Source organism: Rhizobium nepotum 39/7 (assembly GCF_000949865.1).
Taxonomy (GTDB): Bacteria; Pseudomonadota; Alphaproteobacteria; order Rhizobiales; family Rhizobiaceae; genus Agrobacterium; species Agrobacterium nepotum.
This window is the reverse complement of record NZ_JWJH01000003.1, coordinates 318869-329784: the sequence shown is the minus strand read 5'-3', so window position 1 is coordinate 329784 and position 10916 is coordinate 318869. Positions and strand designations below refer to the sequence as shown.

Genomic DNA, 10916 nt, shown 5'->3' with positions numbered 1-10916 from the left:
AGTAAAAGGGGTGAATGTTCAGTGCTGATTGACAAACCAAAAGCGTGATCGCCCAAAATAAGTGAACAGTGAGTCTATATTGTTCAATAATTGTGGATTGCGGCTGAAAAGTGGGCAGCAGCGGTGGCGGGCAGGATTTGTAGTGACGCTATCCGCTATCTGCTCTAAGTCAAAGATGCCTGCGGGCGCAGCATTTCGTTGACATACATCCTGACGTAAGGGTCAATCACACTACGGCTGATCTTGCCGTTCCTCCCAAGGACCTCTCTTTGTACTAAACTAGAGAAGAGCTGGAGGTCATTTTCATTAGTGAAATCGAAGACAGATGAACCTTTAACATCGTTGATGCAGTTTTCGATCAAGAGGTGCTGTGACTTCTCACCCATGTCGTAGCTGTGATGGCGAACCTCTTTTGTAACACGCAACGATAAATTGACCATTTCAGCTTTTAGGCTCTGAAGCTGCTCGATAATAAACTGTTCTGAACTAACCGTTTTGGTGTCGATACCAGCCAATTTGAATTTGCCGAAATGCCCAAGGAACGGCGAATAAGATTCGTCTTTCTCTTTCTTTGCAATACTGCCCTTAATCGCGGCAGATAGCCTTTTCTTAAAATCCCGGACGTCATCAAACCGAAGGTCCGCCCGATAGCCTATATGTTCGACAGGCGATGTATCAAAACTGTAGTCGGTCTGATCATCTTTGATGACGATAGTCGGTTTGTCGAAAGCCAGCCTAAGCCCGAGTTCAAACATGACGTTTGCATTCTTGCCGCTCACATCACACACAACAATGGGATCGTCGTATAGGTTCTGCACGATCCTTGCATGAATTACGCCGATATCTTCACTCTCACTGACGAGCCGAGGCGAATAGCCAGCGTCTTCGATGGCTTCGTTAAGGATGATGCGTACCCGGTCCCAATGGGACTTTTCATACTGCCCCATTGTAGCGATAGGCATGATGATGCCGCAAAAAGGACGGCTTACCTCTTTATTCGAACCTTCCGTCACGGGCTTTTGTGGTTTCGCGTTCATTGGAAATGCCTGCTCAATATCTTCGACTTAATCTCCTGAAACTCGGCATCGGAGATTGCGCCGGAATCCAGGAGGGCTTTGGCGCGATTGATTTCGGCTACAACCGTGTCAGTTGGGGTGACATCAATCGTCTGCCCTGAGACCAAAGCTGGTGCTTGGGCTTGTGGCTGCTGAGCGGCTTGCGGAAAGCCATGGAAATTTATCCCTCCCGATGCAGCGCGCTTCTCTTCCAATGTCCGGACACGGCGCTTTTCTTCCCAAGCGTGTTCCTGAGCCTGAGAATAGGTGTAGAGCTTTGCAGCTGTTTCAGGATCGACACCAGACACACTCATTATTCCACCGGGAGGGTTGATGAACGAGAAGGATAGGGAAGCGCCAAATAGGTTTGGCATAATGTTTTCGTCCATTTTCGCGTCCTGCAAATCCTTCCATTGCCGGTCCATCATCTGATAGCCGCCGAGAATTTTGCGCTGAACAAAGATCACCCGGCTATTCGTGATGAAAATCGCTAATCTGCGCTGGAAAAGCGACATCACGCGGTTTTCGATTACGTAGCCCACTACTTCCTCACCAGACATCAGCGTGTTGATGACCTTGGCTTGAATTTTCTCGCGTCGTTTTCTGCCGCCTACAAAGACAAAAAGCAGGTAGAGGGCGAGAAGAGGAACCCCGACAAGCGACATGATCAAAACGGTCGCAAGGAAGAGAAAGAAAATAATATTGAAAATACCACGCATTTTATATCCGAGAGATAAGAGGTGACTTGATACTGCTGGTGAAGCACGTCTAAGTTTAAGCTAATCCATTTTTCGCGTGATTTGTAAAGTCTATGGGGGTTCGATGGACATCGGGTTGATATTCAGGACAGGCGAGCCGCTTGACCGTAAACACTATGCGGTGGGAACTGCGCTCGTTTTAATAGTCTCTTTCGCGATATGGAGCATATTTCATACCGTTCTTCCCCGTCTTCCCTTGATTCTGTTTCTTCCGATACTAGCGGTCCCGGTAGCATTTCTCTTCCTGTTCAGGCTACGGCGTATCGTTGACATTGGATTTTCAAGCTGGACAACGGCTGGCTTTACGATGGTCGCTTATGCAGCCTTGGCGATTTTTGTGGGCAACGTTTTTCCGCCTTTGAAATTTCCCGTGGCGATTGTTTTCGAACTGGCGCTGCTGCTAGTGCCAACCGGAGCCAATATTCGAACTACTCGTCACTGATAGTCATTGATTTCTCAAATCTCTCCGCGAGAGCTACGATATTCGTGAACTGCTCAGCTATTGAGTGTTCAAGGTCGCTGCACCTTCTTTCGTCCGCCTCACTTTTGAATACGGAGATAAAATGTCCTCCGTTATCATACCCCTCTGTAATGCTCTGACGTCGCTCTTCATTGAGGCAAAAAATCGCATGCTCTATCGATTCGAACCAAGCTTGAATTTCGTCCCCAAACACAAATCTCGCTCTTGCACTCAACTCCACCATTTCCGAATAAGCTTTCCCAAAATGAGTGCTTTTGTGACGTTCGCCCAAGGAAATGAAATCAGAGTATAATTTGTATCGCTCTTGAAAAAGGCTCAATCGGTAGGTCTTCTTCGCGGTCTCTTCTGCCAACGTGTGTTGTTGCTGAAGCAAGTTCGATTGTTCGTTGATTGTTTTCAACTGCGCATCAACAACCTTTTGGTTCTCTACGAATTGATCGCGAGTTTCCGTCAATTCCTGCCTCTGCGTGAGGACTGCCGCCACGAGCCAAATGAATGCGAGCGGCGAAAAGACGCCAGCAATGAAATCCCCAACTTCGTTGAGGGAGTTGTTCGTGGGGTAGATAAGAATCCGATCAAGCCCAATCCAGCCTACGAAGGCGAGTGTGTAGGCGATGGTTGCGATGCCAGCCACGATCAGCCAATTGACCTTCTTCCAGTCCGGCATCTTCACATCACCAAGTTTAAGCGATGAATATCGAAGAATTTCTTGCATTTGGCATCGTGCTGGAAATGAATCATTTCAGCCGCAGCGGGCCTCCACGTCGAAGATATGAGAGCGATTATTTTTTCTTTCAACGCGGCTTCAACTTCACGAGGAATGCCTAACCCCGTCGAATAAACTAGCGTGTTCCTGTTTGGGACACCTGTCGGCTGTGTGTTCAGCAAGTCCATGTTCTGGGCAGCAAACCCGAAACCCATGAACACCAACTGCCGCGCGCTTCGCACCACCGTTCTCAGCTTATGTATTACTTCAAGGTCGGTGATAGTCTCCGACCAAGTGATGAGGTTTTCCGCCATAGCCGCGAAACGATCCGCTTTACCAAACGGGAAAGCACTGAGATTTCCTAGCCATCCATACGGATGTATAATGTTAATCTGACCTACAATTTTCCGCGCGTCTTCCAGTGTCAATTCATGGAAACCGCGCATCAAGGCATGTTCAAGATAGTGTTCGATGCACCTGTCATAGTTGAAGCAAATTATACTAATATTTTGCCCGACACTCTCAACATCGTCGGCTTTTACCCCATTCATTAGCGCTTTTGCGAAAGTCCAAATCCATGTTTCGTCCCCAACGCTAAAATTATCTGGAAAGTTATTATCATCACTTATGATGCTTTTCTTTTCAGCGAGTGAAATTGCGTGAGCTATATGTAGCTTTCCTATCTCAGCCACTAGCGGGTCACTTGCATACCGAAAAATATACTCGTCAATGCTCTCGGCACTATCGATTCCCTTCGCGATCTGACGCGATTTTTCTAAGTGCAGATTGAATTGTGCAACCTTTGCAGGGTCATTTCGACCAAATATTTTCTCATAGTGCTGAAAGACGTCGCGCGATCCAGCGGCGAGCCGGCTTCCGAATTCATCCAATCGAAAACTACAATTCGACTTTATGGTTTGAATTAGTGTTGAACCGACCGGCAGCCCGAACTCCGCACTCGCTCCAGCACCAATTACGAACACGGTATTATCCTTAAACATTGTCTAAGCCCGTAAATGAAAACTAGGCGCGCAGCCGCAGTTGCGCTGCCCGCAAAACGTCTTCTGAGAATAACGGCTTCCATCGCTCTTGGACAACCAGCGCCTCCACCGTCAAATCAACTCTGCCTTTTAGAAAAAATTTCGTGAAGGTCTCAGAAGCGGGGCTTGTCACAAGTCGTCGCGCCGTTTCTTTACCCCCGAGCTTTCTAAGCATTTCCCGAAACTTTGTAGCATTGTGTCCGAACTTTTTAGCCTCATCATCGGCGTGCATCATGGCGAGGTGGAACTCCTTTTCGAGTGCACGCATATCCTGACTCTCGATATTTTTGCCCTTCGCCATAGAATCGAGATATTCGACCGCGTCTTGCAAACCAAATACGGCATTTCGTTCATTCTGTTCGGGCAGGTTTTGGTGCTGTCTCTGGCTAAGAAAATGGGGGATCGCACGAAGCAACTCATTCCTGTCTTCGTCCGTAAACACGATTTTCCCAAAGCCCTCTGGGACGAAGTTTTTGCGCTTCACAGCCAAGGATAGGTCTGGGGATGAAGGCAACGCTGGAATAATCCTCCAAATGTCATTGAAGCTGATCGAGCCGTTCGTCTCGATGAAAAAATCCAAAGTCCAATCACCTTCGTGTAGGCACGTCTCCCAGCCCTCGTATGCTGAAATATCCTCACCGGAACGGTGATCATGTGCAATTGCGGAAAGACGTGAAGCTGCATCCACGCTTAATCCATCCTGCCAACATGCGACCTTTACAGTCGCCCATATTGGGTGGTCCAAATTATTACGAACCGTTTCGATCAAACCGACACTCGTTTTAACGATCATTGGACGGACAAATTGCCGCCGATCCCAAAGGTCGGCAGCAACCTTAAGATCGGCTTCGGTGATCGGGTTTGATGCTGCAAAAAGAGCGTCGAACCAAGCGCTCGTCTGTTCAAGCATCTTAGGATCAGTCGTAAAAACATTCGCTTCTGCCCAACTGGAGAGTTCTTTGCCCTCAACAGCCAAACCGTTTGCAGAAGCATTAGATGACCCGATTACGACACCTGACGGGGTCCAGTAGACCTTTGCATGTAGGCGCGGATTCGTTCTGACCTCGACATTGGTCGTCATCTTCAGCAGTTTTCGAATCTCGTTTGGATTGCAGGCACCGGACTCAAGATTGCAGATGATTTTGAGCGGCTTCGAACTGGAGGATATGCCTAACGTCGCGGCACCCTCACTTCCCCAAAACGCGACGGCGAATTTGCCGCTTTCGGCACCGGCGAGAAGCTTGCCTATCGCCTTTGGAGCTTCAATTTCAGTTAATAGTTTCATGCTGTACAACTCATCCCGATTAGCCCGCTGAGAACTAAATCATGCGTTGAGTTTGACTTGCAATACTATTTTTAGGAGATAAGTCGCGCTTTTCGAGATATACCCAGATTACTGCCAATGCAGTCAGCGCGATAACCGAAGCTAATACAACGGAAACCACACCTTGGGCAGAGACCTCGAGTCCCAGGAATTTTATGGTGATCTTGGGCATTGGACGCACCTCTTCATTAAAAATGAAATCGGTGCTGCTTGCTGCTTCGCAGTGTGAGGAAGCACGGCTCTTGGGTCAATGATGTTCTCGAAAACACCATTCTATCCACAACGAGATGGGGTGCATGCCGGTGGAAGACGGGAAGCGCAGACGCTCATTTTCTGTAAGCCGCTAACCCCATAGCCAAAATCGCGAGAATAAAGATAAGGACAACCGCAACGAGACCAGATGCACTGGCTTCGAAGAACAGGAATTTTACTGATATTTGCTGATCCATTGGGCGCACCTTTTCATTTAAATCAAAATGAAGGTGCTGCTTACTGCTTCGCATAGTGGGAGGCGGAAGAGATTCGTCAATGATATTGTTGCAACATCATTCTATCCCCAACAGCTAGTATTACCTACCGGTGGAAAACGGGGATGCGTACTGGCGATATTCCACTAGTCTCAAGAGACTCCCAAGACCGACGCTAGACCGGTGAGGAATAAACTTGAAAAAATTGCCCCAAGAACAATACGGTTCGCGGTCGCAGCATCTTTATTCTCCTCGAGACGGTTCACGGGGAATGCCCATTTCACATATCCAAAGAGAGCGCGATACGCGAACAATGAAATGCCGATGCTATAAATGAAGAACGCTATGCGGTAGGACCAGTTTGGACGATCATCGGGGAAGAAATACGCGGCATAAACCGCTATCCAGTATAGCGCGTAAGGAAACGCGCAAAGCCATAGCCCAATATCGTAAGCGAATTGCCCGTGGATGAACGAGTACCATTTTCTTTTGGAATTAAGGTGCCTGCGCACAATCGTCTGTGCAGCTCTGAAGAAAGGCACGTCTCGACACTTAAGGGTTGCTTCACTTTCGTTCGGTGTGGGGTCTGACACCAGAGGGTTTGGATCAAAAAGGGGAGGTTTGTCGAACGTCACTGTGATTTCGAAAAAGTTGGGTGGTTTATTTCCGTTGGCGTTCCGCTGAAACGCAGTGCGATTCGTAAAATAAATCGTTTTGATCGGGAACGGTACATCGTCGGCGTCGAATACATCTTGCGTTTCGCCGTATACAGTTTGTCCCTCAAAACCAATTATTGAGACAGTAACCCTGAACGCATCTTTGAGTAGGAAGTCTTTCCGGCTTACAAAGTCTTCATCGCTCTCGTCTTCGAACTTAACGAGTTTATCGACCATCGCGCTCTCACGCGCGTTGAGTTGTTGAAGCTCACGGTAGGAAGCCTTCACATCAGCGAGCCTGAAGTGATTTCCGCGAATCGGGATTTTTTCTTCGTACCAGACGGCATCCGGATTGTATCGCTCAGCTATAATAGTTTCGGACATCAGTCTCGCCTACCTGAAAACAACTTAGGCTGGAGTTTTCAAGTAGGTCGCTGATTCCGTCAAGCATTCCCGCCCCTCTCTCAACGACTTTAACCTAGCAGGGAAAGCCGAAACGCAGTTGCTATCGAAGTCCGAAAAAATCGAGAAGCGTCAGCAACACAGTCCCTACGGTATCTTTCTCCTTAGTAATCGACGATCAGGTTCAATTCGTCTTGAACCCGTTTTTTCGCCTTGGCATGTGCGAGAGCCGCGTCGATAAAGCCTTTTTCTTTGGCGATATGAATTAGCCAGTCATAGTGATCGAAGAATTCATTCCGCAACTTCTCACTCTTAACGAGCTTTTCAAAAGTGTATTTCTGCAATTTCCATATTCCATAATAGGAATATGCCGGTATTCATAATATAAATTAATTTCACTTCTCAGCATATTGAGTTGATATTCTGGTTTTTAGATTGGTATCTTTGCGTATTGCAATGCTTTCTCCAGCGCCTCCTTTTTGTTCTCGATATCGTATCCATCGCCGTAGTGCATCGAATGGGATTTGGTGTTGGTGTGACCGAGAATTGAATCCTTCAGGGTGTCATTCGCACCGCTCCGGCGAAGCCAATCCGCCATGTTGTGACGGAAGCTTCCGAAGCCTTTCCCCTTCCCCGGCGTGATCTTCCTGAAATAATCGGACATCGCACAGTTGACCTGAGTTGGTCCTTCATCTGTGTGGAAAATAGTAAAGCCGTTCGGGAACTCGCGCATGGCAATGAGTGCTTCACCAACCAAGGGAACATCTCTATGGCGCGCCCCTCCCCGCTTGACCTTGCCGCGAAGTTCATTGGGGCGAATAGAAATGTATGGATCAGACACATCCAGATGGATATCGGCGGGGGTTAGAAGCGCGAGTTCCTTCGCGTTCGCACCTGTGCACATCCCAATGCGGATAAGAGCTTTGATTTCAGGTCGTGCCCCTGATGTCTTCAAGCCTTCCGTAACTGCTGCTATCTCCGCAGCGGTGAGCGGCGCTCGTTTGCCATCGTCTTCGTAGCCAGAAATTCTGATGCCCGCGAAAGGATTCTCCTTCCCTTCGTATTCCTCATCAAACACGGTTTCTAAAATCACGCCGAGCCAGCTAATCTTTTTATTGGCTTCGTTGCTTAGAAACTCACCGGTATCGATCTTTTCCTTCAGAATTTTACGGTACTTTTTCACATCGTTCTTGGTGATCTTCAATACGTCAGTGTCACCCATCGCCGCGATGTAATCTTCGGTCTTAACTTCGTAGCGCCGCCAGAAACGCTTCGTCTGAAGCTCGTTCTTGCCCCTAACTTTCTCCGACGAGAGAGCTTTGAACTTCTCAAAAGCCTCTGCCCACGAGAGCGGCGGCGTTTCCATCGCGCCGACTAGACCGGCGGTTTGCACAACATTTGGCGTCGGCATAACAGCGCGGACATCAACGATTTCATTGATACGCTCTATCAATTGATCGACGGTTTTATCCGCGACTACCGTGTGGGGTTCATACCGTGAGGTCAGCTTCTCGGCGGTTGCCTTAACCCGCTTGTACTCAATATGAGCTTCATCGGGCAGACGGTTTTCATCGAAGAGCGGCAGGATTTGAGCGACATGCGTCGCCACCCGCTTCTTCGCCGTCGCTAAATCTCTGGTCCTCAAAGAGCGAAGAATTTGCCGTTTCGTCGTTGACGAGAGCAATCGCGTTGGGATGTTGACGCAGAAGTAATAATAACCGTTCTGCCGTTTATGAATGTAATTTTGCGTAATCATGGAACTAAAACCTCATCAATGTAACTGTAAGAAACCTCCTTCGGTTGTGACAACAATATCGAGATCGCGAATATTCGTCAACTATAAATTTGATAAAGCTGGATTTTTTACTTTCATTTCGTTTTAAAAACAAGTCACATAGAGAGATATATTTTGAAAATAACTTATAGTTCGACTGATATTTTGCTTTTGATTTAATCCCTCTGTCAGACTTATTAGCAATTTCATTAGCAATTTCTCCAATTGGCGGCTTGGATAGAAACATTTGAAGAAGAACATTTGACATGAGTTTTGAATTCTCCTAAGAAATCAACTCTTCCGAGGGGTGTGCTGCGGCACTGAGACGGCATTGCGCCGAACCCTTATCTACCTGATCCGGGTCATGCCGGCGTAGGAACGGAAACTGTCGCGCTAGTCAGCTGCTGCCCTTTCTCTTCTCCGCTTTGCCCGGATCTCCGTGATAGTCACAGCTGGAGACCGAACGATGATGCTGAAACATCCTTCCCTTCGTAAACGGTGCGGTTGCGTCTGAGGTCCGGCCCATGCGTCCCTCCCATGCGCTGAACGGCGTCTTGCTTCTGCTCATTCTCTGGCAGACAGGGACATGGCTGTTTGCGCCGCCCCGCTATATCCTGCCCTCGCCGGCCGATGTCGCCGCCGCATTTCTACGGCAGCCGGCCTTCCTGTTCGGACAAGCCATGGTGACATCAGGTGAAATGGCCGTCGGGCTTGCGGCAGGCATCGTCGCCGGTCTTCTCGTTGCCTTCACGATCGCGGCCATCCCGCGTCTCGGCCGCCTCGTCTGGCCCATGGTTCTCGTATTGCAGGCGTTTCCGGTCTTCGTGCTGGCCCCTATCCTCGTCCTCTGGTTCGGCTTCGGCATGGCCTCGAAAGTGGTCATGACGGCGATCATCATCTTCTTTCCCGTCGCCTCCGCCTTCACTGATGGTCTCAACCGCACGGATCGCGCCATCCTCGACGCCGCCTCGCTGACAGAGGCGAGCCACTGGCAGATTCTCACCCGGCTGCGTGTGCCGCTAGCGCTTCCCTCGCTCATTTCCGGGCTGAGAGTGGCAGCGCCACTCGCCCCGCTTGGCGCGGTCATCGGCGAATGGGTTGGCGCGTCGGCTGGGCTCGGTTTCGTCATGATCCAGTCCAATGCCCGCATGCAGACCGACACGATGTTTGCCGCCATGGCCATTCTTGCCGTCATGGCGGTGCTGCTGCGGCTTATCGTCGACCGGGCGACAGCCAATCTGGCCCCATGGGCCAAAGAAACAGAACATTTCATTCCTTTCAAATATTTGCGGAGACTTTCGGCACCATGAAACGAACTCTTCTTTCCCTCGTCGTCGCGGCAGCAAGCGTGCTCGCGCCCGTGCAATCTCAGGCGGCCGACAAGCTTACCGTGTTGCTGGAATGGTTCGTGAACCCGGATCACGCGCCGATGGTGATCGCAAAAGAACGAGGCCTGTTCGCAGATGCGGGGCTGGAGGTTGAACTGGTTCCGCCCGCAGACCCATCCGCCGTGCCGCGCCTCGTCTCGGCAAAACAGGCCGATATTGGCGTCCATTACCAGCCGAACCTTTATCTCGATCACGAAGCCGGGCTGCCGCTCGTCCGTTTCGGCACGCTGGTCGAAACCCCTCTCAACACCGTCACCGTTCTGGCTGACGGACCGATCAAGAGCCTGAAGGACCTGAAGGGCAAGAAGGTCGGTTTCTCCGTGTCCGGTTTCGAGGATGCGATGCTGAAGCGCATGTTGGAAAAGGACGGGTTGACGAAGGACGATGTGGAACTGGTCAACGTCAACTTTTCGCTCTCGCCTTCCCTGATCGCGGGCAAGGTGGATGCCACACTTGGCGGCTTCCGCAATTTCGAACTGACGCAGATGAAGCTCGAGGGTCACGAGGGCCGCTCCTTCTTCCCGGAGGAGCATGGCGTGCCTGCCTATGACGAACTGATCTTCGTCACCCACCGTGATCTCGCCAAAGACAATCGCCTGCCGCGTTTCCTCTCCGCCGTCGAGCAGGCCGCGATCTTCATCACCAACCACCCGCAGGAGGCGTGGCAGCTTTTCATCAAGGCCTATCCGAACCTTGACGATGCACTGAACAAACAGGCCTTTTTCGACACGCTGCCGCGTTTCGCCAAGCGCCCGGCCGCACTGGACCGCGCCCGCTACACCCGCTTCGGCGAATTCATGCGGGACATGCAGCTGATCAAGCAGGCGCCGGCAGCGGAAGACATCGCCGTGGAGCTGCAATGATC

General features: G+C 50.0%; 12 protein-coding genes and 1 riboswitch. Of the genes, 3 read left to right on the top strand and 9 right to left on the bottom strand.

The window, feature by feature from the left end; all coding sequences use genetic code 11:
• Positions 1 to 164 precede the first annotated feature (164 nt).
• Both RS75_RS04680 and RS75_RS04675 read right to left on the bottom strand, forming a co-directional pair.
• Positions 165 to 1037, bottom strand: coding sequence for a hypothetical protein (locus tag RS75_RS04680; RefSeq protein ID WP_052679655.1), 873 nt, complete (start codon positions 1035 to 1037; stop codon positions 165 to 167).
• Positions 1034 to 1774, bottom strand: a complete 741-nt coding sequence (locus RS75_RS04675; RefSeq protein WP_045017829.1) for an SHOCT domain-containing protein — start codon at positions 1772 to 1774, stop codon at positions 1034 to 1036. The genes RS75_RS04680 and RS75_RS04675 overlap by 4 nt, the downstream gene beginning before the upstream one ends.
• A 103-nt stretch (positions 1775 to 1877) precedes the next feature.
• Between RS75_RS04675 and RS75_RS04670 the strand changes: the two genes are divergently transcribed.
• Positions 1878 to 2255 carry a hypothetical protein gene (locus RS75_RS04670; RefSeq protein WP_152643109.1) on the top strand — a complete coding sequence of 126 codons (378 nt, stop codon included), beginning with the start codon at positions 1878 to 1880 and terminating at the stop codon, positions 2253 to 2255.
• Here the strand turns inward: RS75_RS04670 and RS75_RS04665 are convergent.
• From RS75_RS04665 to RS75_RS04640, 7 genes are all read right to left on the bottom strand, one after another.
• Positions 2242 to 3009, bottom strand: a complete 768-nt coding sequence (locus tag RS75_RS04665; protein WP_152643108.1) for a hypothetical protein — start codon at positions 3007 to 3009, stop codon at positions 2242 to 2244. The genes RS75_RS04670 and RS75_RS04665 overlap by 14 nt on opposite strands.
• Complete coding sequence (locus RS75_RS04660) at positions 2964 to 3983, bottom strand: hypothetical protein (protein ID WP_152643107.1); 1020 nt, start codon at positions 3981 to 3983, stop codon at positions 2964 to 2966. The genes RS75_RS04665 and RS75_RS04660 overlap by 46 nt, the downstream gene beginning before the upstream one ends.
• Positions 3984 to 4023: 40 nt before the next feature.
• Positions 4024 to 5325: a phospholipase D family protein gene (locus tag RS75_RS25045; RefSeq protein WP_052679653.1), complete on the bottom strand. Its 1302-nt coding sequence runs from the start codon at positions 5323 to 5325 to the stop codon at positions 4024 to 4026.
• Positions 5326 to 5359: 34 nt separating this feature from the next.
• The gene (locus RS75_RS26595) at positions 5360 to 5536 is read right to left on the bottom strand and encodes a hypothetical protein (RefSeq protein WP_160297176.1); all 177 of its coding nucleotides are present in this window, start codon (positions 5534 to 5536) and stop codon (positions 5360 to 5362) included.
• 447 nt (positions 5537 to 5983) lie between these two features.
• Positions 5984 to 6871: a hypothetical protein gene (locus RS75_RS04645; protein WP_045017826.1), complete on the bottom strand. Its 888-nt coding sequence runs from the start codon at positions 6869 to 6871 to the stop codon at positions 5984 to 5986.
• 182 nt (positions 6872 to 7053) lie between these two features.
• Positions 7054 to 7233: a hypothetical protein gene (locus RS75_RS26180; protein WP_152643106.1), complete on the bottom strand. Its 180-nt coding sequence runs from the start codon at positions 7231 to 7233 to the stop codon at positions 7054 to 7056.
• Between the two features lie 86 nt (positions 7234 to 7319).
• Positions 7320 to 8645 carry a DUF6538 domain-containing protein gene (locus tag RS75_RS04640; protein WP_045017825.1) on the bottom strand — a complete coding sequence of 442 codons (1326 nt, stop codon included), beginning with the start codon at positions 8643 to 8645 and terminating at the stop codon, positions 7320 to 7322.
• A gap of 311 nt (positions 8646 to 8956) precedes the next feature.
• Positions 8957 to 9059, top strand: a riboswitch (TPP riboswitch).
• 128 nt (positions 9060 to 9187) lie between these two features.
• Here RS75_RS04640 and RS75_RS04635 point away from each other — a divergent pair.
• Positions 9188 to 9973, top strand: a complete 786-nt coding sequence (locus RS75_RS04635; RefSeq protein ID WP_045017824.1) for an ABC transporter permease — start codon at positions 9188 to 9190, stop codon at positions 9971 to 9973.
• Positions 9970 to 10914, top strand: coding sequence for an ABC transporter substrate-binding protein (locus tag RS75_RS04630; RefSeq protein ID WP_045017823.1), 945 nt, complete (start codon positions 9970 to 9972; stop codon positions 10912 to 10914). The genes RS75_RS04635 and RS75_RS04630 overlap by 4 nt, the downstream gene beginning before the upstream one ends.
• The last annotated feature ends 2 nt before the right edge of the window (positions 10915 to 10916 follow it).

Coding starts and splice junctions, on each gene's coding strand:
- RS75_RS04675 (WP_045017829.1), bottom strand. CDS start 1,774: ATGCGTGGTATTTTCAATATTATTTTCTTTCTCTTCCTTGCGACCGTT.
- RS75_RS04640 (WP_045017825.1), bottom strand. CDS start 8,645: ATGATTACGCAAAATTACATTCATAAACGGCAGAACGGTTATTATTAC.
- RS75_RS26595 (WP_160297176.1), bottom strand. CDS start 5,536: ATGCCCAAGATCACCATAAAATTCCTGGGACTCGAGGTCTCTGCCCAA.
- RS75_RS04630 (WP_045017823.1), top strand. CDS start 9,970: ATGAAACGAACTCTTCTTTCCCTCGTCGTCGCGGCAGCAAGCGTGCTC.
- RS75_RS04680 (WP_052679655.1), bottom strand. CDS start 1,037: ATGAACGCGAAACCACAAAAGCCCGTGACGGAAGGTTCGAATAAAGAG.
- RS75_RS25045 (WP_052679653.1), bottom strand. CDS start 5,325: ATGAAACTATTAACTGAAATTGAAGCTCCAAAGGCGATAGGCAAGCTT.
- RS75_RS04645 (WP_045017826.1), bottom strand. CDS start 6,871: ATGTCCGAAACTATTATAGCTGAGCGATACAATCCGGATGCCGTCTGG.
- RS75_RS04665 (WP_152643108.1), bottom strand. CDS start 3,009: ATGCAAGAAATTCTTCGATATTCATCGCTTAAACTTGGTGATGTGAAG.
- RS75_RS04670 (WP_152643109.1), top strand. CDS start 1,878: ATGGACATCGGGTTGATATTCAGGACAGGCGAGCCGCTTGACCGTAAA.
- RS75_RS04635 (WP_045017824.1), top strand. CDS start 9,188: ATGCGTCCCTCCCATGCGCTGAACGGCGTCTTGCTTCTGCTCATTCTC.